Origin of the sequence: Erythrobacter litoralis, from assembly GCF_029760855.1 — a bacterium.
Lineage (GTDB): Bacteria > Pseudomonadota > Alphaproteobacteria > Sphingomonadales > Sphingomonadaceae > Qipengyuania > Qipengyuania litoralis_A.
In genome coordinates this window covers 244,374-266,361 of record NZ_SOSI01000001.1, presented here as the reverse complement: position 1 = coordinate 266,361, position 21,988 = coordinate 244,374, and the positions used below count along the sequence as shown (strand labels likewise).

Here is a 21,988-nt window from a genome sequence, read left to right as displayed (position 1 = left end):
GTAAAGCCTTAACTATGTACCGAACGACGCCGCCTTATCGAATGCGCCCTTTTCCAGCAGTTTTGCGAGTGGCAAGGGTCGGCAAAAACCGAACCCCTGAATTTGGGTGCACCCAATCTCGGTAAGAATGCGAATCGTCTCATCGTCTTCGGCGCCTTCAGCAACCACCTTGACCCCGGCACTGCGCCCCAATGCAACCAGGCTTGCGACGATCGCTCGCGCCTTATGGCTGCTGGCAATTTCCGCTGTAAAAATTCTGTCGATCTTCAGTTCGTCGAACGGTAACTTTAGGAAATTCTCGAAATTCGCTGCTCCAACACCGAAGTCGTCTATCGATATCTGAACGCCCAAACCCTTGAGTTCTTCAAGTATCATCTCGGCAGCAGAGAGATCGCCAATGCGGGCGGTTTCCGTGATTTCAAGCATCAGGAATGACGGATTGAAGCCCGTTGCCTCAATCACGTTGCGTACCATTTCGACGATCTTCATATCCGTCATTTGGGTCGCGGAAATATTCACCGACATCGTGAAGGGCATACCGCGAAAGTGCATAAGCTGGCCTGCATTGCAGGCGGACTGAAGAACGTAGCGGGTCAGATACTCCATCCGTCCGGCTTTTTCGCACTGCGCGATAAAGTGGACCGGGGAGATATATCCACGTTCCGGGTCGTGCCAACGAACCAGCGCCTCAACTCCCGAAATCGATTGGGTCTCTACGTCTATCTTCGGCTGGTAAACACAGTAAATCTGGCCTGCCGCCATAGCCTCGTCGATCTTTGCGCGGAGAGACAAGTCCCATAAATCATCTCCATCCATGCGGGACTGGGCTAAAGCAATCGGGCGGAACGCTTCGGACGTTTCTTCAGCGGCTGCGATAGCTGCAGCGAGCGAACTGCGTCCATCTTCGCCCTTCGCTGCGACACCGAATGTGATTCCCACGTCGAACACGTGCCGACCGACCATGACAGGGGCTGCAAATATGGCTCTCAGGCCTTCGAGGTGTTCCTTTATATCGGGGAAACTGGCCTCATTCGTGTGCCATCCGAGAAGATGCGAATCGGTATAGATGGTCAGTTCGGCATCACTGGCCTTCAGGCGTTCGACGAGCTTCAAGACGTAATCTACATGTTCGTCATGCGAGAGTGTTTTGAGGACTTGCTCGAACCCGTGAATTCGAGCGATGATAACGTGCCCATTCAGGTCTTCCGCGCTCTGGAGGCGGTGCTCCAGAGCGCGAAGGCGCGGCAAACCCGTTTCGGCATCGAATAGCGTAAGCTTGCGTTTCCATTTTTCACGGCTTCGCAATGCGAAAAATAAAGCGAGAAACGTGAAGGAGTAAGAAACAGATAAGCGCAACTCGAAAAAAATTGATGCCGCGGTTAGCGCAATCAGTAATAAAGGAAAAGCTGCATACAAAATTGTTCTATGACGCTTTTCGTTTAGAGCAAAGACGCCAATGGCAAATGTGATTAGACAGACGAAAAGTAATCGATCTGCACTTATCTCGGAATAGCTATTTCGAATTAGTGTTTCGGCAGCATAGATCGAAGGGAAAGTACGCGAAAGTATATCACCTTTCGGCGCTGTTGAGGTTTGCGAATATCGCGAAGGAGTAGGACCGATGATGGCGGTCTTTCCCTTCCAGAACCCCGGCTTTTCGGTGCGGATGCTGTTTGCATCGATACGCAGAAATTTGCTTGGCTCGATGCCGTAATTGATCGGGAACTCTTGAACTCCGCGATTGTCGCTGCCCGCGAGCGACGCTGCAAAGGATTGCCGCTGGATGTCGCCAGAAGAAACATTGAAACGATCGTTCCACTTATGACCCAGGAAATCGAAGTTTGCTTCTGCAAACACGCGCTGCGTGTCAGAGACGAAGAAACTGGCTGTTTTGTTTGAAGAGTTTTTTACTTCGTCAACTCGATCGACGACGAAGATATGAGATGAGGGATTCTGCAGAGCCTGTTTGAGCCTGGAATCAACGGCAGCGTTGACACGAGTTTCGAAGGCGAAATCTATGTAGACACGCTCGATCTCGGTTTTTTCAAGCTCTTCAATCGCATTGGCGATGTGATCCCGCTTCGCGATTTCAGAATCACCGCCGTCGGCCTCTTCGATTTCGATAAAAACGAATTGTCCTGAAGGGTCCTGAAGGTTGAGCTTGGACTGTAAAGTCCAGATCGACATGTCCAAAGGATATAGGAGAAGGATGAGGTAGAGCAGAAAGCTTATAGCGCCTGCTATCCCGACGTGTTGCAGGCGTTTCACCTGGTCGGCGGGCAGGCCGAGAATCCAGGCATCGCGCCGCTTCTCGGCGGAAGTGAAGAGGGCCGGTTTCGCCATCGCAGACACCGCTTTCGGCGATTAAGATTAAGAAACCTTTGACGCGTTCGGAGCGGCTGCCGCGACAGGCTGCATTCCTGCGCCTCACGATGGTTAAAACGGCTTCATGCCGCTTGGTTAACGAACGCCGTAGTTAACGTGCATTGCCGACGATCAGGCAACGGCTAAAGCCAAATAAACTCATGCATAGTCCGCGATTGTGCTCGGTTAACGCGAAGTCCTTCCGGACATTCGGACCTACGCAAATCGCGCGAACAAATCATGCGCGTCGGCATCCTCGACGGTTGCTTCCACGATGTCACCCGCCTGCACACGCGACGATGCGCCGCGCAGGAACACCTGCCCGTCGATCTCAGGCGCATCGGCCTCGCTGCGGCCCGTCGCGCCAATGTCGCCATCCTCGTCGGGCTCGCCCACCTCGTCGATAATGACGGGGATGGTGCGGCCGATCTTCGCTTCGAGCTTCGCCGCGCTGATCCGCTCCGTCACATCCATCAGGCGGGCGTAGCGCTCTTCCTTGAGCGCTTCGGGTACTTGACCGGGCAGGGCGTTGGCCTGCGCGCCCGCGACGGGCTCGAACCGGAAGGCGCCGACGCGGTCGAGCTGTGCCTCTTCCAGCCAGTCGAGCAGATAGCGAAAATCGTCCTCCGTTTCGCCGGGGAAGCCGACCACGAAGCTGGAGCGGATGGCGATCTCGGGGCAGATGGTGCGCCAGTTCTTCAACCGTTCGAGCACCTTCGCCTCGTTCGCCGGACGCTTCATGCGTTTGAGGACCGCCGGGCTCGCATGCTGGAACGGGATGTCGAGATAGGGAGTCAGCAACCCCTCGGCCATCAACGGAATGACCGCGTCGACATGGGGGTAGGGGTAGACGTAGTGCAGCCGCACCCATGGCGGAATGCCCTGCGGCGTGCGCAACTGCCCGAGTTCGCGGGCAAGATCGGTCATGTGCGCGCGAACCTCGCGGCCCTTCCATGTCCGTTCCTCATGCCGGGTATCGACGCCGTAGGCACTGGTATCCTGGCTGATCACGAGTAGCTCGCGGGTGCCGGCAGCGACCAGCTTTTCCGCCTCGCGCAGCACCGCGTCGATCCGGCGGCTGGCGAGTTTCCCGCGCAGGTCGGGGATGATGCAGAAGGCGCATGAGTGGTTGCAGCCCTCGCTGATCTTCAGATAGCTGTAGTGCCGCGGTGTCAGCTTGATGTCCGGCTGCGGGATCAGATCGACGAAGGGCCCCTGTGTGGGCGGGGCGGCTTCGTGCACCGCCTCGACCACATCCTCGTATTGGTGCGCGCCGGTGATGGCGAGAACCTGCGGAAAACGGGCGCGGATCGCGTCGGCCTCGTCGCCCATGCAGCCGGTGACGATCACGCGGCCGTTCTCGTTGATCGCTTCGCCGATCGCGTCGAGGCTTTCCTCCTTGGCGGAGTCGAGGAAGCCGCAGGTGTTCACCAGTACCACGTCGGCGCCGGCATAGTCCGGGCTCATGGCATAGCCATCGGCCCGCAGGCGGGTGAGGATGCGTTCGGAATCGACCAGCGCCTTGGGGCAGCCGAGGGAAACCATTCCGACCTTCTTCTGGTCGGGGATCGAGAGCGTCGTCGTGTCCATGATTGCGCGCGCCTCTACACCAAGCGGGCCCGGCGCGCTAGAAGGCGCGCATGGGACCGGTAAACTGGATCGCGGTAGTAGCCGCATGGGCGGTGGCGGCGCTGCTGGGCGTGGCGTTCTACGGCCGGCGGGCGACGCCTGCGGGCGGAGGCGGGCTGCTGCTGCACGGGGCGGCGGCGCTGTTGCTGTTCGCGAGCTGCGCGATGATCGGCCATATGTTCGCCCGGGTGGGCGAGGCGACGTTGCAGGCGAAACCGTGGCTTTATTTCATGATGTCGGGCGGTCTCGCGCTGACCTTCATCGGCCCCGCGCTGTTCATCACGGCGGTGCGGAGAGGGGGCGCGGTGCGGGAATCGCTGTTCGATTGGGGCTATTGGCTGGCGGCGCATCTGGCGATCGGCGGGGTGTTTTGGGTGCTGAGGTAAGGTCTGCTGTCGGCGTAGAAAGCGGACGTTACGCGATGCTCGCTAGTCTGCCGCCTCATCTTCATAGCCATGCCCGTCGCCCCTGCGTTCGCCGCTGACGGTGGGGACGATCTCGACCACGATATCGCCAGCCTGCAGCGCCTCGCATTCCGCTTCCCAGAAGCCGAGCGCCTTGCCGTCGCGATAGATGCGCAGGCCCCGCCCACCCGTATCGAGTTGCGAGATCGATAGGCCGACCTCGCATTCCTTCAGCGGCCGCTCGACCAGTTGCACCCGGCCCGAGATCGAGGCGAGGTCGGCGAGATAGTCCGCGATATGCTCGCCCTTGGCGGAGCCGGCCAGCAGCAGTCCGGTAAAGCGCACCGGATTGATGACGTTGTTCGCGCCGGCCTGCCGGGCGAGCGATTCGTTGTCGTCGGCGCGCACCACCGTGCTGATCGGCACGTTCGGGGCCAGCGAGCGGGCGGTGAGGGTGATGAGGATCGTCGTATCGTCGCGCCCGGCGGAGATAAGGATATTCGCCGCCTCTGCGATCCGCACGGCTTTCAGCGTTTCGTCGCGCGTGGCATCCGCCGCCATTACGTTGCAGCCCAGCGCTTCGGCGTCCGCAAGGCGATCCTCGCTCGGATCGATGACCACGATGGTGCTGGGATCGATGCCGCGCTCGATCAGCTCGGCAACCGCTTCGGAGCCGGAAATACCATAGCCGAGGACCACGATGTGATCGCATAATTGTTCCTGGATGCGGGCCATGCGCCATTGCTCCCATGTGCGCTTGATAAGGAAATTGTAGGCGGTGCCCACGAAGATGAACAGGACGGCGAACCGCACCGGCGTCACGATAACCGCCTCGACCATACGTGCCCGGTCGGTAATCGGCGCGATGTCGCCGAAGCCGGTCGTGGTGATAGAAATCATCGTGAAATAGACGACATCGGAAAAGCTGACATCGCCGTCGAGATTGTCGACCAGCCCGCCGCGATCCCACCAGTGGATCATGATGACGATCATAATGAGAAACAGCGCAAGCCCGAGGCGAATGCCGAGATCGCCCCAGACGGGGATGCGCACTGCACGCTTCAACGGCTGGAAGCGGGGCCCCCGCCGCGTGCCTTTGCGCGGACCTACCCGATCAAGCTGCTTAGGGTCGCTCATCGCTGGCGGTGGTGCGCGACGGCGGGGGCGGGGTCAAGTGGGGTGGGATGGTTGCGTTGTATTCGGCTGATCTCAAGCGATCAGCACAGTCGGGCCGTGTTTCGATGACACGTGAGTCGCGCTGGCCGTTGGCGCATAGCAAAACCCACGGCGCCGAAGCCGAGTATCAACAAAGCCCAGACCGAAGGTTCTGGAACATATGCAATCGACAAACGATAGCCGACCGGTCCGTCCGAAACCACGTTCGCATTCAGGAAAAGGCTGTATGACGTCGCGGTTTCTCCATTCAGGACGAGATCGGAGTACCACGCATTGGCGTCTGCGACGCTCGGATTTAAAGGAAGGCGGAAGGTGAGGTCCGTTAATGGGCCATAGTCTGCGGGAAGCAGACTATATACACCGGGAATATCGACCTCGTTATATTCGTCGAAATCGGTATAAAACCAATAATACGTAGTCGAAGCGAATATTGGCGACAACTGAACCGCGTCGTCGAATTGCAACGAAAATCGAACGCGCCGACCGAAATCCGGCACACCGGGCTCTTCGAACCTGTATTCGGCAGTGATCGTTCCGTCGTCTGCAACACCGTCTTGCGTGAAGATTGGCGCGGCGGCAGCAGGGGAGGCGGTTAAAGCGCCTAGCAAGACAGCGGCGATAGTGGGCAGTTTCATGTTATTCCCCTTTTTCTAGCGGATGGGGTTAAATGACAGTGCAACCGTTAAGCAAGTCACCTGCGTCCGCCTCGCTGGATTGCGCATTCAGCCCGCGAACCGATCCGCCAGTGCGCCCAGCGACGTGTGGTGCGTCAGATCGAGTTGCAGCGGCGTTACCGAGATATAGCCCTCGTCGATCGCTTCCAGATCGGTGCCATGATCGAGCGTGTGTTCGATCGCTTCGAGGCCGAACCAGTAATATTTGAACCCGCGCGGATCGCGGCCTTCGACGACCGTTCCGCGCGAGTAATCGTGGAAGCCTTGCCGCGCGGCGCGGATGCCCCTGATCGCATCGGGCGCGAGGGCGGGGAAGTTCACGTTGACCAGCGTTCGCTTGGGCAGCGGCGTATCGAGCAGCGGGCCGAGCACCTTTGCGCCCCATTCGCGCGCGGCGGCGAACGGTACTTCGGCGCCCATGCCCTCCTTGGCGTAGACCTGGCTGAGCGCAATCGAGCGAACGCCTGCCAGCGCCCCTTCGATGGCAGCGGAGACGGTGCCGGAATAGGTAACGTCGTCAGCCAAGTTCGCCCCGCGATTGACGCCCGACAGGATCACATCGGGCGCGCCGTCCATCACCTTGCGAAGGCCCATCGTCACCGCGTCGGTCGGTGTGCCGGTGACGGAGAAGCGCCGCTCGCCGTGCTGGCGCAGGCGAACGGGGCGGGTGAGGGTGAGCGCATGGCCCATGCCGGACTGTTCCTCGTCCGGGGCACAGATCCAGATATCGTCCGAAAACTGCCGCGCGATTTCCTCCAGCACTTCGAGGCCCGGAGCGTGAATGCCGTCGTCGTTAGTGAGTAAAATCTTCAAGGCGCGGGTTCCACAAGCTGAAAGCTGATCATGAGGCGGGCGAAAGCTTGGTAATCCCGCCCATATAAGGCGCGAGCACGTCCGGCACGGCCACGCTGCCGTCGGCGTCTTGATAATTCTCCATCACGGCCACCAGCGTGCGCCCCACTGCAAGGCCGGAGCCGTTGAGGGTGTGGACGAAGCGCGTCTTCTTTTCGCCTTCCGGACGGTAGCGGGTGCTCATCCGCCGCGCCTGATAATCGCCGCACCAGCTGATCGAACTGATCTCGCGATAGGCACCCTGGCCCGGCAGCCAGACTTCGAGATCGAAGGTCTTCTTGGCCGTCGCGCCCATATCGCCGGTGCACAGCAGCATGGTGCGATAGGGGAGCTCGAGCGCCTCGAGAATGCCTTGCGCGCTGGCGACCATGTGCTCGTGTTCGGCCTCCCAATCGTCGGGCGCGCAGATGCTGACCAGCTCGACCTTCTCGAACTGGTGCTGGCGGATGAACCCCCGCGTATCGCGCCCCGCCGCACCGGCCTCGGAACGGAAGCACGGCGTATGTGCGGTGAGCCGCATGGGGAGGGCGGCGGGGTCGAGGATCTGCTCGCGGACCGAGTTGGTCAGGCTGACCTCGGCGGTGGGGATGAGCCAATGGCCTTCGCGCGTTTGGAAGGAGTCCTCGCCGAATTTCGGCAACTGCCCGGTTCCGTAAAGCGCCTCGTCGCGCACCAGCACAGGCGGATTGCATTCGATATAGCCGCGCTCGCCTGTCTGCCGGTTGAGCATGAACTGCGCCAGCGCCCGGTGCAGCCGCGCCATACCGCCGCGCAGGAAGGTGAAGCGCGCGCCGGACATGGCCGCACCGGTCTCGAATTCCATGCCGAGCGCGGGGCCGATATCGGCGTGCTCTTGCGGATCGAAATCGAAATGCCGCTTCGTGCCCCAGCTTGCGACTTCGACATTGTCGCTTTCGTCCGCGCCTTCCGGCACATCGTCGGCGGGAATGTTTGGCAAGCCCGCCAGCAGTGCGTCCAGTTCGTCGCCCGCAACCTTCTCCGCCGCTTCCCATTCGGGCATGCCTGCCTTGATCTCGGCAACCTCGGCTTTCAGCGCTTCGGCGCGTTCCTTATCGCCCTGGCTCATTGCCTGCCCGATCGCTTTCGACGCGCCGTTACGGCGGTTTTGCGCATCCTGAATCTTGGCCATCGCTTCGCGCTTTCGCGCGTCGAGCGCGAGAATATGGTCGGCCACAGGCTCGCCTCCGCGCGTCTTCATCGCGGCGTCGAATTTCTGGGGGTTGGCGCGGATATAGGCGATGTCGTGCATGGCGCCGCGCTATGCCGATTTGGCCCGCGATTGGCCAGTGGGGAAACGCTGCGGCACTTTCATCGCGGGTTCGGGTTATCACGCCTACAGCGCCGCCTTCGCTTATCTCAGGAGCCTTCTTGCCCGAACCGACCGCCACACCGCCCCGCCGCACGCGCTTCATCGACATGCTGGATGCGGGGGTGCGGGCCGGGCGGAAGCTGGGCCTGATCGGTTCGGCGCGGCTGGATGCCGAGGCGTTGCTCGGGCGGGCGACGGAGGAAACGGGGCTGGGCGATTTCGGTAATCCTTGGTTTCGCGAACCGCTCGAGGTGTTGCTGGAGAGCGTAAAGCGCGAAGCCAACCTCAATGCCGCAGGCGAAGTTTCCGGGGTGGCGACCCTCCACCACCTGCTGCGCGACAGGCTGCTGGCGCAGATGTGGTTCGAGCGGCACCCCGAAATCCTCGCCCGCCCCTTGCGCAATCCGGTCGTGATTGTCGGCCCCATGCGATCGGGCACGACGCGGCTGCATCGCCTACTCGCCAGCGACCGGCGCTTCGCCCATTTGCGCAGCTTCGAGACAATCAGTCCGGTCCCGCGCCCGGAATTCGAAGCGGTCATGCGGGGCGAAGCAAAAGACTTCCGCCCCATCCTCGCCAGGCGGATCATGCGCGTGGCCCGCCTCGCCAATCCGCGGACCCTGTCGATCCACCCGACCGGGCCTTACGAACCGGAGGAGGAACTCGGCCTCATCGCCGCCAGCTTCTACGGCATGAAGTTCGAGACGCAGTGGCAGGTGCCGACCTACGCCCGCTGGTGCGAGGGGCAATCGGGCTTGGCCGCCTATCGCCACATGGCGAACCTTCTGCGCCTGATCGGATGGTCGCAGCAGGAAAGTTCGCTGCGGCCGTGGATCCTGAAGACGCCGCAACACATGCTCGACTTGCCCGTGCTGCTGGAGGTATTTCCCGATGCACGCCTGATCTTCACCCACCGCGATCCCCAACAGGTGGTCGGCAGCGCAGCATCGCTCGCCTGGAACCAGTCGATCATCTATTCCGACGATGTACGCCCCGGCGATATCGGCCGGGAATGGCTCCGCAAGACCGAAACGATGGTCGCCCGCATGCGCGCCGCGCGCGACGCCATTCCGCCAGAACGCATGATCGATGTGCAGTACGAGGATATGGAGCGGGACTGGGAAGGGACGATGCGCCGTATCTATCGCTTTCTCGCGCTCGATATGGAGCCGGCGAGGGATGCGATGCAGGCCTATATGAACCGGACAGCCTCCCTCAAGCGCACTCCGCATAGTTACAGCCTCGAAAGCTTCGGCCTGACCGCCGAGACGATACGCGAGCGCTTTGCCGATTATGTGCGAGCTTACGATGTGGCGACGGGCGAGGCCGTTTTGCCCCGGCCCTCAGCAGCATCGGCCTGATCGTTACCGGAGGAACCGCGATTGCCGCGTTGCGTTCGGTTACCAAAGGAGATTTCATATGATCGGCAAGGTAATCGGAGCATTCGTGGGCGATCGGCTCGCCAAGCAGACCAGCGGGATCGGCGGTGCCGGCGGTGCGGCCCTCGGCGTGGTTGCGGCAACCGTGCTGCGCCGGATGAGCCTGCCTGCGATGCTCGCAATCGGCGCCGGAGGCTATCTGGCGAAGAAGATGTCCGAAAAGGACAATGCGCGAAGCGGCATCTGACCCCTCCCGTAAAAGTAACAAGAAAAGCCGCTCTTCGGGGCGGCTTTTTTTATGGGGACGGCGCGTAGAAGCGCTCGGACGAGATGGCGGCAGTGCGCTTCGCCAATGCATCCTCTCCGCCGAACTGGAAGCCCAGCTGCGACGCGAAACAGCGACACATGGCAAGGCGCTGGATGCGGTCGTAGTCGCTTAATTCATGCACAAAGGCCGGCGGGCTCGATGGGGTGTATTCGGACCGGTCGAGATATGGCCAGTCTTCCCAAAGCAACACGCCCGGAAGGTCTACCATCGCCTCGCGCACGGCATGGTGGTCGACATGATCGCCGATACAAAGCGGACCGAGGACCGCGTCGGGCTGCAGTTCTTCGACCTGTTCGGCGATGGCGGTGCGAAGCCGTTCGACGATATCGTCGTCCTCATGCGATCCGGCGAAGAGGGCGGGGGCGCTGTCGTAGCCGCGATGCGGCGCTTCGAGGAAGGGGAGGTGTATCGGCTTTGCCCCAATGACGGCGCAGGCCGCTTCGTCCTCGGCGCGGCGCAGGGCCATGTAATCGACGTCCGGCCCCAGACCCTTGTCGAGCTGGCAGGCGAGCGCAAAGCCTTCGGGTTGTTCGACATTGCCGGTGAAGCAGGTGAGGATCGTCACTTCGTCTCCGGCCCGCTCCCGGCTGGCCAGATAGCCGCCCGCCGAAAACGCGGCATCGTCGAGATGCGGCGAAATGGCGAGGATGCGGTTCACAGCAGGTGCGGTTCGGCGCGGAAGCGGCACTCCGCGATCGGGATGTGCGGATCGACGCCGCTTGCAGGGGCGCCGCCTGAAAGATCGGCATAGATATCCATGATCTGCCGGCCGACCGCATCCCAGCTATAGACCCGGCGGCATTCCTCCAGCGCATTTTCGGCGAGCCGTTCGCGCAAGGCATCATCGGTTACCAGCCGGGTCAGCGCTTCGACCTGCGCCTCGATATCTCCCGCTTCGATCAACAACCCGTTCTCGCCGTCCCTCAGGCAATCGACAACGCCGACCGAATTGCATGAAAGGATCGCATGCCGGCTCGCCATCGCTTCGAGGATGGTGTTGGAGAACCCCTCCGCATAGGTCGGCGAGACGAACAGGTCGTGTGCGCGGTAGAGTTCGGGAACATCGGCATATTCGGCATAGCCGCTGAACGTTACACGGTCGGTCAGCCCCAAGTCCTTTGCCAGCGCCTGCGCCGCATCGGTATCGGGGCCGATACCTGATACAGTGCAGCGCCAGTCGCCTTCGACCTTCGGCAGGGCATGGAGCATATCGAGCACGCCTTTGCGGCGGTCGACGCGGCCGTGATAGAACATGCGGACCGGTTCGCCAGACTTTCGCGGTTCGACAGGGGTGAAGCGTTCCGTATCGACCGCGCCGGGCACGATGGTAAACCGCTCCATCGGCGTGCCGAGCCGTTCATGCACCTCGCGCGCAAAGCTTTGGCCGCCGATCAGCAGCGCGCCGGCGTTATCAAGCACGCGCTCCATCGCGATGCAGTGCGTGGAACAGCACGAACCGACCCAGTGCCCGTCGCCGCCTTGGATCGAGACGACGCACGGCACGCCAAGTTGCTGCGAGGCGAGCACTGTCGCCCAGCCGGTGGGGTAGCCATATTGCGCATGCAGGATGTCGAACGGCTTTTCGGCGTGTTCGGCCGCGATAGTGTCGATCATGGTCTGCACGTCGCGCTCGAATTCGCCGCCGTCCTGCTCGCCCAGCGCTTCGAGGCCGATCACCTTCACCCCCGGCACGTCGGGTGGCGGGCCGCCACCATAGACGCGGCGCTTGTCGGGATCGCCGTAATACTGGCTGATCATCGTCACATCGTGGCCCGCGCGCTCCAACTGGCGCAGCAGGTTGATGGCATAGATCGACATGCCGGAGATCGCTGGGAAGAAGCGGCGCGAGACGAAGCACACCCTCATGGCAGGCGCGCCTTCAGATACGCGATCGACTCCGGAATGGCGTCATGCGCGCGCGGGCTTTCGCGCGACAGTTCGACGCAGACAAGGCGCTCGAAGCCGATCTCGTCCAGCGCAGAAAGAACAGCGGGAACGTCCATATCGCCGGTGCCGAAGGGAAGGTGGGTGTGATCACCTCGCTTCATATCCTCGATGGCGACGGTTCCGAGCCGCTGCTCATACCGGCGCACCGCATCGGCTGGATCGATATCCTCGGTGACGAGACAATGCCCGGTATCGAGCGCAAGCTTCAGGCGGGGGTGACGTTCGACAAGCCCGTCGTAATCGGCGACCGTTTCGATCAGCATGCCGGGTTCCGGCTCGAAGCTCGCATCGACACCGCGTTCTTCCGCGCAATCAAGTACCTGTTCGAGGCATTCGTCGAGGTATTCGCGCGCCTGTTCGGGGTTCACATCCGCTTGCGGGACGCCCGCCCAGAAGGACACCGTTTCGCTGCCGAGCATATCGGCGATCGCCAGCGCCCGATTGAGGAACGCGACCCGCTTCGCCCGCCCTTCGGGATCGGGATGCAGCATGGTTGGCTCGTGCTTGGCGCGCGGATCAAGCAGGAAGCGTGCGCCCGTTTCGACAACGCTTCCAAGGCCCAGTTCGTCCAGCCTGCGGCGGACCCGGTCGGTGCGCGCCTTCCAGTCATCGCCGAAGGGATCCAGGTGCTGGTGATCGAGCGTAAGCGCCACGCCGTCATATCCAGCGTCGGCGATCATGGCGAGCGCATCGTCCAGCCGATGGTTGGCCGCGCCGTTGGTATTATAGGCAAAGCGCAAACTCATGCGGCGCGCGCCTGTGCGGCTGCGGCGGCATGGTGCGCTTCGGGCTCGCGATAGAGCGGGTAGAGCGGGCCAACGATCTCGTCCGCCAGTTTCGTGTCGAACATCGGCTGACCGCCCAACCGGTCGAGCGCTTCGGGGGGCAGCCGCACCGGTTCCAGCCCGCCGCGCTGCTTGCCGAACTGCACGAGCGGGCTATCCAGATCCATCAGTTTGCGTACACCGCGCTCGCCGATCCGGTAATAGCTCATCGTCTCCACCTCCATGCCGGGGACGATCAGCTTGACGGTAGAGACGGGGCAGCCCTCGGGCGACATATCGACATAGAGCCCGTCGAACCCGGCATCGCTGACGCGCTCTATGGCGATCCGTCCCCGATCGCGGGGGCCGGGGCAGGGCGTATGCGGCAGTTCGGCGAACGGCTTGCGGGTCGTTTCAGCAAGCATGTTCGGCGCGAGCCAACCGCGCAAATCCGATGCCTCGCGCGATTGCCAGTCGATCATCGTATCGAGCGCGCGCTTGTCCGAGCTCTTCGCCGCACCGCCGCTTTGGGCAAGGAAATGATCGACATATCCCGCCGGGCTCAAGCGGCGCGTATTGCCGTCATCGCCATGAGCATAGGCCTTGCGCGCCCGGCTGGCGGCATATTCGGCGAGGCATTTTTCGAGAGCCGCATAGGCATCGGGATGGCATGCTTCGCCGCAGGAGCTGACCATGATCGGTTCGGCGGGCGCTTCGCCTTCGTCGACGCCGACGCAGTAGATATTCGTGAGGCCGAACTCGTCAGTTGCGAATTTGGGGATCGGGCGAACGCCAGCGGCACGATATTTGTCGAGCAGACCGGCCACGACTGGCGGCACGTCGTCCGGCAGATCGAGCGCGATGCCGCGATCCAAGGCGCGGAACAGCAAGCCGTTGCCGTCGCGCTGGAGGATTTCGCACAGACCATGGCCGACCGCCCAGTCCCGGTCCGGCCCGGCACCCATGCCATTGGAAATGATGGTCGTGAACGGCTTGTACCCATCCGAAAGTTCGGCCGAATTATAGGCGGCGAGATCGATGGGCACGAGTACGGTCGAGCCGTCGGCATGGCGCACCGCCTCGACCCATTCGAGCGCCGTATCGCGCCCGACCGGCGACCCGGCAGGTAGGCACAGGGTCAGCGGATCGGCGATAGCCCGCTCGCCGACATTCGCTTTCAGGTCGGCATAGGAACCGCGCACCTTCTCGCGTTGCGATAGGGAGAGGGCGGGAAAGACCATTTCCGCGATCTCGCCCATCGCGCCCAGGATCGCCTGTCCCTCGTCCGCACCGTAGCCGACGCCGTAGGGCATGACACCGTCGAGCAGCGGCTGATCTTGAGGAAACAGGGCGACGATCCACACGGGGATGCCGACCCGGTCGATCGGGTCGATCGGAAATGCCACGATCTCGCCCTTCGGGAAGGCGTCGAGATAGCGGCGGGCGGCTTCGGGCAGGTCGCTCGGCAGACCGGTATTCTTCACAGCGCATATCTCCTGACTTGGGGCGGGCGCGAAAGGGCTTCGTCGAGCACGGCGAGCGCGGTGTCGCGGCCGATCTCGGGGGCGTATTCGAAGGGCGTGAGGACCGCGTCGAAGTCCAGCGGGGCGATCACTTCGCGGTAGTGCGCGAGTTCGCCGTGGGTCAGCGGAATGTCCTTGTGGAACGCCTTGTGGCTCGAAACATGCGTCGAGCGGCCTTCGATCTGATCGACCTTGAACATATCGCCGCAGAACAGGCGTTTCTCCGTGGCGTCATGAAGGCAAGCCTGTCCTTCGTAATGGCCGCCCACATGATGCAATGTGAGGCCCGGCGCGAGGTCGAGCGTGGCGTCATAAGGCGCGGTCACGCGGAACGCCTTGGTGAGTTGCAGATCGTCCTTCTGGATCGCGACCACCGGCGGCTCGAACTCACGCTGGAGCTGGAACAGCGCGCCATAGCCGTGGGCATGGCTCGCCGCCAGCGCCGTGATACCGCCAAGCTCGCGGATCTGATCCAGCATGGCTTGCGAATAAAAGGGGGCGGCTTCGAAGGCGACGTTGCCTTCCTCGCGCACCATCAGCCAGCCGGTCCCGCCAAGGCCGAGATGGGGCGTTGTCGTAAAGGCCCAGAGGCCGGGCGCGACCTCCTCCGCCGCACCGGAATGCGTTTCGCGCACCTCGTCTTCGGAGAGGAAATGCCAGCCGTCCTCGGGCAGGTCGTTGCGAACATCGGTGCAGACCGGGCAATCGGGCGGCGCGAAATGGTGCTGCCAGAAGCCGCAATTGGCACAAGCGAACCAGCTCAAAGGCATTGACGGGCCTCCCTGTAGGCGCGGTCGAACAGGCGCATCAGATTGAGATCGCGCGCGGCGGAGAAATCGTGCGGTTTGCCGGCGACTGCTGCTGCGAAGGCAGCGGCCTGCGCGGCGAAGGGGCCGGTCTCGGTGTCGAAGGCGATGGCGGTTTCCTCGCCGCTCGCGCCGCAGCGCTGGGTTAGCGTTCCGCCCGCCGTCTGCCCCATCGTGTCGGTCGCAGCGAGCAGGCCCTTTTCGCCCAGTACTTCCAGCCGGCGGCGGGGCAGGACTTCGGGGCAGTTATAGGCGACATGGCTTTGCAGCAGCGTTCCGCTTGCCGTGCGGCCCGACAAGACGCCGCCATCGTCCACCGGATAGGCGTGGATGCGGCGCTGGAGCATGATGGCGAGGTCAATCAACGGCTCGCCAAGCAGGTATTGCGTCAGGTCGAGTCCGTGGAGCGCAAGATCTATCACCGCGCCGCCGCCGGCCCGTTCGGGATCGGCCCGCCAGTTATCGTGTGGTTCTTCACCGGGGGACCACGCCGGATCGACCCAGCAGGCATAGACGATCCGCGCCGCGATCGGGCGACCGATCGCGTCCTGCGCGATCTGTTCGCGCAAGGCGGCGTGGGCGGGGTGGTGGCGCTGGTCGAAGGCTGTTCCGTAGAGCGGGCCACCTTCCACCGCAGCGGCGATGGCTTCCGCTTCGCCGAGCTGCGCCGCCATCGGCTTTTCGCACAATACGGGAATGCCCGCCGCCGCCGCCGCGCGAACCGGCGCGAGGTGGGCATGGTTTGGCGTGGCGACATACAGCGCTTCGCAGCCGCTTTCGGCGATCAGCTGTTCGGTCGTTTCATAGGCCGCGTAGCCTTTCGCCTCGGCCGCCGCGCGTGCCTGCGGCGAAGGGTCGGCGATACCTGCGATGGTGCCGCCCGCAGCTTCGATCCCGGGCGCCATGTAATCGCGCGCCACCCAGCCGAAACCTGAAATACCCCAGCGCATCACCATCGCTCCGGCAGGTCGACTTCGCGGCGGAGGCGAACCGGGTCGGCGGGGAAGGGCAGCGCTTCGTCCGGCTGTGCCCAATAGCTGCGGCGGGCGTATTCCTCGCGGTATCGTTCCGATGGCCAGTGGGGTTCGGCGCCGCCGTTCAGGAGAGGATTGCGCCGGGTGTTCGCGCCCGGCGCCGGCATGGCGAGGCCGGCATCGATACGCTGCGGCTCCCCCGCTCCTTCGGCGACGGACCAGGCCTCGATGTCGGAATTGTTTTCGAACGCTGCGTGCTTCGGTGCACGCTGCTCCATCAAAGCGGTGAGCAATTCGTCTTCGTCATAGACCCGCGCTTGCGGGAACAGCGTCTGCCATTCGGACGGCTCGAGCGCTGGCCCCATTGCGCCGCCCGTCACACCCGCATTGTGCAGGTGGCCGACGAGCAGCGTATCGGCGGCGGCTCGAAGGCGATCCGCAATCCGCTCTTTCTCGGGCAGGAAGTAAAACGCATCCTGACACACTGCGAGATCGAAATGGCGGTTTGAAATCGGCCACGGGCTCGCCGCATCGAACACCACGTATTCGGCATCCGGCGCGACCCAGTTCTTCGCCACCCAGCATTTGGCGAAAACGATATCGCCGCCGAGGCACGCGACGCCGCGGCGGGTCAGTTCGCGCAGGTAATGGCCGATGCCGCAGGCCAGTTCGAAAGCCGTGTCAGGTGCGGTCCAGTGCGCTTCCATCAGGGCGAGCCCGGCAAGGTAGGTCGGGTCGCTCCAGCGGTAGGCGAAATAATCGGCGACGGGGCCCCAGGCGAGCAGGCGCATCGCCTCCCGCAAGGTCAGATCGTCGCGCCCGGAAACAAGTTCGTGGAGATCGTCGGCCGAGGCGGTCGGGCCGGTCCACCAGTCGTCTTGGTCGGCGAGCAGGCCGATGAGCGCTTCGTCGGTCCGACCAGCATCAAGATGATCGAGCGTCGTGCGGACCAAGCCCTCGCGATCTGTCCTTAGGAGCGGAATGCCTTCCACCACCGGCCAACGCTCTTCACCGTTCGCCAGCGAGTGCGGCGTATCGGCTTCGAGCGGATCGCCGGACAGGGGCGAGAGCCACGTCACCCGAGCCCTGCCTCCGCCAACACGGTATCGTGGTAAGCCTTCACCGGACCATCGTGAACCAGCCCGTATTCGCCGAGGACCAGATCCATCGTCACGGCTGCGCGGGTGAGATGCTGCTCGATCTCGAACACCCGATCGAGCACGTCGCCGACATGGAAGGCGCGCGCTTCCGGCGTTTCGTCGCTCGCGATCGGCTCGAGCGCGGCGCGAATTGCCCCGAGAAGCGGTTCGTCCAATTCGCGCATCGCCGCTTCCCGCGCATTTCCGATCGCGGCATCGAGCTTGTCGCCGAGCAGGATTTCGCCCGAAAAGCCACTGTCGGGCATCATCGCGCTGTGAAAATGATGCGACATTCCGGCAAGGAACACCTCGGTCGGATCGGCATCCTGCCACGGCGCGGCGATCACGCCGTACAGCGTCACCAGCATGCAATGTTCGGCGTGATTCTCCGCCGGGGTCAGCATGATGCGCGGTTTGCCCGGACAGGTGACGCCGGCGCGCGGTTGACGCGCGAGGGTCAGCGCGAACTCAGGCGGCTCGCCATCGAAGCGTGCGCCCTTTGCGAGCGCCGGATGCAGCCGCTGCGCCAAGGACGGTTCGAGCAGACCTTCGCCAATCTCGTCGAACGCACGCCCGAGGATGGCATCCGCATCGTCCTCCAGGCCGAGTTCGACAAGCTTCGCCCGGTCTAGGTCGCCCAGACGCCCCGCCGCAATCGCCGCCGCGCACACCCGCGCCATCACCTCGTCCGGTGCGACGCCCGCCGCCAGCCCGCGCCAGCCGTCGACGAACAGGCGCTCGGCGATGGAGCCTCCGCGGTCGGCGGAGAAGATACGCTTCAGATCGCCGAGTTCGCGTAAGGGTGGCAGCTTGTCGGGACTAAGCCTTCCGCTCACGCCGGTTCAGTCGCGAGCCAATGGTCGAGCGCGGCCTGCTGTTCGGCGAAACCGTGGACCGGATCATTGCCGTTGGCCGTCTGCGGCAGCTTGAAGAACAGGCCGAGCTGTTCCTGCACCCCGCCTTGCCCGCGCTGGTGCGCAAGATCGAGGCAGCGCGCGATCTCGATGGCAAGCGGTGCGGCCAGCACCGAATCCTTACACAGGAAGTTCAGCTTGAGCTGCATCTTCTGGCCCATGAAGCCGGTGAGATCGATATTGTCCCACGCTTCCTTGTCGTCGCCGCGCGGCTTGTAATAGTGAATCATGATGATGTGATCCTCCACTTTGTAGCCGAGGATCTGATCGAGCACGCTGCCCTTGGTGCCGAGCTTCGATTGCAACGATTTGGGATCATCCAGCGCCAGCCCGTCGGAATTGCCGAGGATGTTGGTCGAAAACCAGCCGTCCACGTGCAGCGCCCGGTCGCGCAGGGCGGGGGCGATGACGGTTTTCATGAAGGTCTGGCCGGTCTTGCCGTCCTTGCCCGCCACCGGCACGCCGCGTTCGGCCGCAAAATCGGCGATCGGCGCGCAATCGCTCGCCATCGAAGGCGTGAAGTTAGCGTAGGGCGTATCGGCATCGATCGCGGCATAGGCATAGAGCATGGCGGGGCTGATCGCCTCGTCATTGTTGTCGAGCGCCTTTTCGAAGGCATCGCGCGACGCTAGCGCCGGGCTGTCCGGATCGGGCACGCGCTCGGTCGAGGCGAGGTTGACCACCACCACCCGGTCGAGCGATTTCTCGTCGCGGAACCGGGCAAGATCATCTTTGATCTGCTGCACGGCGGCGCGGTGGCCGCCTTCCAGCTTGTTGTTGCCGTCGATATTGGCGCAGTAATTCTTGCTGCCGACCGCTTTCCACGCCCGCATGTCCTTCATGCTGGATGCGCCGTCGGCCAATTCCTTGTCACCGATAACACCGTGACGCAGCGCGCAATCGGCCAGGCTGTCTTCCGCAAGGTCCCAGCCACCAAATTCGATGTCGCGATAGGCCGCCATGCCGCGCACGTCGCGATCGGCCAGGGGCAGGCCGGCAAGGCTGTTGGAGCCCGCCTTGATCATCTCGATACCGGCGATCGCGGTCGTCGCCACTGCACCGCCTACGCCCACGACTGCTACACCAAGCCGTTCTGCCATTTCTTCAATCCTCGTCCATATCGGCAATCGTGCCGTCGGCCGGGAGTTAACGATAATGAACGGATAGACAGAAATGAAAAACGTCGCGCACTAACGAATATCGTACCCAGCGGCGACATAAGTCAGCAGCGAGCAAAAAGTTTATTAATAGCCGACTATTTGGGAACTAATGTAGACTTAGTGCTTTTGCGCGATCCAGCTCGTGTCGATATGCGCATGGCGGTCCTTGAAATCGACGATATCCGACAAGGCATTCACATCCGTGATACGGATAAGGCGACCCTCTCGTTCGACGAGCCCGGTTTTCTCCAACGCCTTCAGCGATCGTCCGATATGCGTCTTGGTCAAGCCCACGGCATCGCCCAAATCCTGCTGCGTTAGCGGGACCTCGAATTGCGAACCCGATATCTCGCCCACGGCCCGAAGACGCGAACGGATATCGAGCAGGAGCGTGGCGATGCGCGCCATCCCGTCGGTCCGGCCGATCGACGTCAACCGGTCCGCCATGGCGACCTGCTCCGCCGCCGCAACCGCATAAAGTAACGCACCAAGCCGCGGATATTCGCGAAACAATTGGCCAAGGGTTGTGCGTTCGAACCCGTACAGCGTGCAGCGACTGACCGCAGTCAGTGTCGCCGCCGAATATTCCCAGGCGACGCTGAACATCGTCGCGATCTCGCCGACGAAGATGAACCGCAGGATCTGCCGGGCACCGTCCTGCAAATGGGTCGATGCATGAAGCCAGCCGGACCCGACGATATACATGCGCTCAAGCGCTTCGTCCTCACGCGCGATGATATCGCCCGGTTCGAACTCGTGGCGCTCCTGCTCGAGCGCGCGCAAGGCGTCTCGTTCCGAGTAGGTGAGATCGAGATATTGCGACAGGCGGCGGGCGAGCGGGCTCTCCGCATCGGGCGCGGCGGTGATCGCGGTTTCCCTGTTCATAACGGGGCAGAGCCTACTCCAAACCTGCGCAATCTGTCGAGCGGTCTTGACGACTGAGGGGCGCACCCGCACCCAACGCGAAATCTTTTCAAGGAATGCTACCATGCCCGACCGGACCCGACCCCTTCCGAAAATGCGATCGTGGCTGTTCGCGCCGGGCGACAGCGAGCGCAAGATGACCAAGGCGTTCGAGAGCGAGGCGGATATCGCGCTCTTCGATCTCGAAGATGCGGTGGCGGAGGCGAACAAACCGGCAGCGCGCGATGCGATCGGGGGATTTCTGAAGGATCGCGGCGCGGAGGAGAAGGCACGGCTATGGGTGCGGGTCAATCCGCTGGACGGCGAGCATACGCTGGCGGACCTCGCCGCGATTATGCCGGGCGCGCCGGGCGGGGTCATGCTGCCGAAATCGCGCGGTCGTCACGATGTCGAGCGGCTCGACGCCTACCTGTCCGCCTTCGAGGCTGCACACGGCCTGGAACAACGGAGCACCCCGGTCATCGCGCTGGTTACCGAAACCGCCGAGGCGATGTTCACCACCGGCAGCTATTCCGGCGCGCCGCGCCTGGTGGCGATGACGTGGGGCGCGGAGGATCTTGCCGACAGCCTTGGCGCGCAAAGCAACACCGATGAGGACGGCGCATTTACGCACACGTTCGAACTGGCCCGGAGCCTGTGCCTGCTCGGCGCGGCGAGTGCGGAAGTTGCGCCGATCGAGACGATTCAGGGCGATTTTCGCGATCTTGAAGGGTTGGAGGCGCGCGCGAAGCGCGTCCGCCGCCAAGGCTATCGCGGCATGCTGGCGATCCATCCGGCGCAGGTTCCGGTTATCAATGCTGCCTTCACACCGAGCGACGGGGAGGTGGCGGAAGCGCGCGAGATCGTTGCGCTCTTCGAGGCCAATCCCGGGGCGGGTACGCTTGGTTGGAAGGGCGGCATGCTCGACCGCCCGCATCTGTCGCGCGCGCGGCAACTGCTCGCGCAGGTCGACTAAGCGAGCGCGGCGACTTCCTCGAGGACGCGGTCCGCCCACTCCGGGCGGCAAATCAGCAAGTCCGGCATATAGACGTCCGACTGGTTGTAGACGAGCGGGCTGCCGTCGATGCGGCTGGCGTGAAGGCCGTGCGCCACAGCCACGGCGGCCGGCGCCGCACTGTCCCATTCGTACTGGCCGCCGGTGTGGAGATAGATTTCCGCCTCGCCGCGCACCACGGCCATCGCCTTCGCGCCCGCCGATCCCATGCCGACGAGTTCGGCCCCGATCTTTTCCGATACCTTGACCGCTTCGGCAGCGGGGCGCGTCCGGCTGACGACCATGCGCGGTTTGTCGGCACCATCGTCAAGAGGGCGGGGCTGGTCGGTACGCAGCACTTCGCCAAGGCCCGGGAGGGCCACTGCGCCGATTTCCGGCTTGCCACCGATGCAAAGGGCGACGTGCACCGCCCAGTCGGTCCGCGCCTCGCCATATTCGCGCGTCCCGTCGACCGGGTCGACGATCCACACCCGTTCCTTCTCGAGCCGTTCCTTCGTGTCCTTGCTTTCCTCGCTCAGCAGGCCGTCGTCGGGCCGCTGGGCGCGCAAGGCATGGACGAGGAACTGGTTCGCCGTTTCGTCGCCCGCATTGCCGAGCGCCTTGCCCTCGAACATCCCGCTATCCCGCACCTCGATCAGGATACGGCCCGCCACTTCGGCGAGATGGGCGGCGAGTTCGGCATCGGTCATAGCAAGGACATCCGTCGG

21 protein-coding genes are annotated in these 21,988 nt (G+C 63.1%); 4 read left to right on the top strand and 17 right to left on the bottom strand.

Annotation, left to right across the window (positions count from 1 at the left end):
- Positions 1-12 precede the first annotated feature (12 nt).
- Together E3U23_RS01205 and rimO are read right to left on the bottom strand one after the other, a co-directional pair.
- Positions 13-2,343, bottom strand: a complete 2,331-nt coding sequence (locus E3U23_RS01205) for an EAL domain-containing protein (protein WP_279349348.1) — start codon at positions 2,341-2,343, stop codon at positions 13-15.
- A 237-nt stretch (positions 2,344-2,580) separates the two neighbouring features.
- Positions 2,581-3,954, bottom strand: coding sequence for a 30S ribosomal protein S12 methylthiotransferase RimO (rimO, locus tag E3U23_RS01200; RefSeq protein WP_279349347.1), 1,374 nt, complete (start codon positions 3,952-3,954; stop codon positions 2,581-2,583).
- Between the two features lie 50 nt (positions 3,955-4,004).
- On the opposite strand from rimO, the gene E3U23_RS01195 reads away from it, so the two are divergent.
- Entirely contained in the window at positions 4,005-4,379 is a 375-nt protein-coding gene (locus tag E3U23_RS01195; protein ID WP_279349346.1) for a DUF1761 domain-containing protein, read from the top strand.
- 42 nt (positions 4,380-4,421) lie between these two features.
- Here the strand turns inward: E3U23_RS01195 and E3U23_RS01190 are convergent, their stop codons facing one another.
- The 4 genes from E3U23_RS01190 to serS all read right to left on the bottom strand — a co-directional run bounded on the left by E3U23_RS01190 (position 4,422) and on the right by serS (position 8,369).
- Positions 4,422-5,534 (bottom strand): potassium channel family protein, encoded by a 1,113-nt coding sequence (locus E3U23_RS01190; protein ID WP_279349345.1) that lies wholly within the window; start codon positions 5,532-5,534, stop codon positions 4,422-4,424.
- 80 nt (positions 5,535-5,614) lie between these two features.
- Entirely contained in the window at positions 5,615-6,208 is a 594-nt protein-coding gene (locus tag E3U23_RS01185) for a PEPxxWA-CTERM sorting domain-containing protein (protein ID WP_279349344.1), read from the bottom strand.
- 87 nt (positions 6,209-6,295) lie between these two features.
- The gene (surE, locus tag E3U23_RS01180) at positions 6,296-7,060 is read right to left on the bottom strand and encodes a 5'/3'-nucleotidase SurE (RefSeq protein WP_279349343.1); all 765 of its coding nucleotides are present in this window, start codon (positions 7,058-7,060) and stop codon (positions 6,296-6,298) included.
- 28 nt (positions 7,061-7,088) lie between these two features.
- Positions 7,089-8,369: a serine--tRNA ligase gene (serS, locus tag E3U23_RS01175; RefSeq protein WP_279349342.1), complete on the bottom strand. Its 1,281-nt coding sequence runs from the start codon at positions 8,367-8,369 to the stop codon at positions 7,089-7,091.
- A 119-nt stretch (positions 8,370-8,488) separates the two neighbouring features.
- On the opposite strand from serS, the gene E3U23_RS01170 reads away from it, so the two are divergent.
- Positions 8,489-9,790, top strand: coding sequence for a sulfotransferase family protein (locus tag E3U23_RS01170; protein WP_279349341.1), 1,302 nt, complete (start codon positions 8,489-8,491; stop codon positions 9,788-9,790).
- Between the two features lie 58 nt (positions 9,791-9,848).
- A complete protein-coding gene (locus E3U23_RS01165; RefSeq protein ID WP_279349339.1) occupies positions 9,849-10,055 on the top strand; it encodes a hypothetical protein in 207 nt (68 codons plus the stop codon).
- A 49-nt stretch (positions 10,056-10,104) separates the two neighbouring features.
- Here E3U23_RS01165 and E3U23_RS01160 read toward each other — a convergent pair whose 3' ends face one another.
- The 10 genes from E3U23_RS01160 to E3U23_RS01115 all read right to left on the bottom strand — a co-directional run bounded on the left by E3U23_RS01160 (position 10,105) and on the right by E3U23_RS01115 (position 20,248).
- Complete coding sequence (locus E3U23_RS01160) at positions 10,105-10,794, bottom strand: PIG-L deacetylase family protein (protein WP_279349338.1); 690 nt, start codon at positions 10,792-10,794, stop codon at positions 10,105-10,107.
- Entirely contained in the window at positions 10,791-12,002 is a 1,212-nt protein-coding gene (locus E3U23_RS01155; RefSeq protein WP_279349337.1) for a glycosyltransferase family 4 protein, read from the bottom strand. The genes E3U23_RS01160 and E3U23_RS01155 overlap by 4 nt, the downstream gene beginning before the upstream one ends.
- A complete protein-coding gene (locus E3U23_RS01150; RefSeq protein WP_279349336.1) occupies positions 11,999-12,829 on the bottom strand; it encodes a sugar phosphate isomerase/epimerase family protein in 831 nt (276 codons plus the stop codon). Before E3U23_RS01150 ends, E3U23_RS01155 begins: the two co-directional genes overlap by 4 nt.
- Complete coding sequence (locus tag E3U23_RS01145; protein ID WP_279349335.1) at positions 12,826-14,331, bottom strand: YcaO-like family protein; 1,506 nt, start codon at positions 14,329-14,331, stop codon at positions 12,826-12,828. The genes E3U23_RS01150 and E3U23_RS01145 overlap by 4 nt, the downstream gene beginning before the upstream one ends.
- Entirely contained in the window at positions 14,328-15,140 is an 813-nt protein-coding gene (locus E3U23_RS01140; protein ID WP_279349334.1) for a hypothetical protein, read from the bottom strand. The genes E3U23_RS01145 and E3U23_RS01140 overlap by 4 nt, the downstream gene beginning before the upstream one ends.
- Positions 15,131-16,126 (bottom strand): Gfo/Idh/MocA family protein, encoded by a 996-nt coding sequence (locus E3U23_RS01135; RefSeq protein ID WP_279349333.1) that lies wholly within the window; start codon positions 16,124-16,126, stop codon positions 15,131-15,133. The genes E3U23_RS01140 and E3U23_RS01135 overlap by 10 nt, the downstream gene beginning before the upstream one ends.
- Complete coding sequence (locus E3U23_RS01130; protein WP_279349332.1) at positions 16,126-17,229, bottom strand: class I SAM-dependent methyltransferase; 1,104 nt, start codon at positions 17,227-17,229, stop codon at positions 16,126-16,128. The genes E3U23_RS01135 and E3U23_RS01130 overlap by 1 nt, the downstream gene beginning before the upstream one ends.
- Complete coding sequence (locus E3U23_RS01125) at positions 17,226-18,125, bottom strand: hypothetical protein (RefSeq protein WP_279349331.1); 900 nt, start codon at positions 18,123-18,125, stop codon at positions 17,226-17,228. The genes E3U23_RS01130 and E3U23_RS01125 overlap by 4 nt, the downstream gene beginning before the upstream one ends.
- Complete coding sequence (locus tag E3U23_RS01120; RefSeq protein WP_279349330.1) at positions 18,122-19,303, bottom strand: inositol-3-phosphate synthase; 1,182 nt, start codon at positions 19,301-19,303, stop codon at positions 18,122-18,124. Before E3U23_RS01120 ends, E3U23_RS01125 begins: the two co-directional genes overlap by 4 nt.
- Before the next feature lie 177 nt (positions 19,304-19,480).
- Positions 19,481-20,248: a Crp/Fnr family transcriptional regulator gene (locus E3U23_RS01115; protein WP_279349329.1), complete on the bottom strand. Its 768-nt coding sequence runs from the start codon at positions 20,246-20,248 to the stop codon at positions 19,481-19,483.
- 103 nt (positions 20,249-20,351) lie between these two features.
- On the opposite strand from E3U23_RS01115, the gene E3U23_RS01110 reads away from it, so the two are divergent.
- On the top strand, positions 20,352-21,242 hold the full coding sequence (locus tag E3U23_RS01110; protein WP_279349328.1) for an HpcH/HpaI aldolase/citrate lyase family protein: 891 nt from the start codon (positions 20,352-20,354) through the stop codon (positions 21,240-21,242).
- On the opposite strand, the gene E3U23_RS01105 is transcribed toward E3U23_RS01110, so the two are convergent.
- Complete coding sequence (locus E3U23_RS01105) at positions 21,239-21,970, bottom strand: 3'(2'),5'-bisphosphate nucleotidase CysQ (RefSeq protein WP_279349327.1); 732 nt, start codon at positions 21,968-21,970, stop codon at positions 21,239-21,241. The genes E3U23_RS01110 and E3U23_RS01105 overlap by 4 nt on opposite strands.
- Positions 21,971-21,988: the final 18 nt, after the last annotated feature.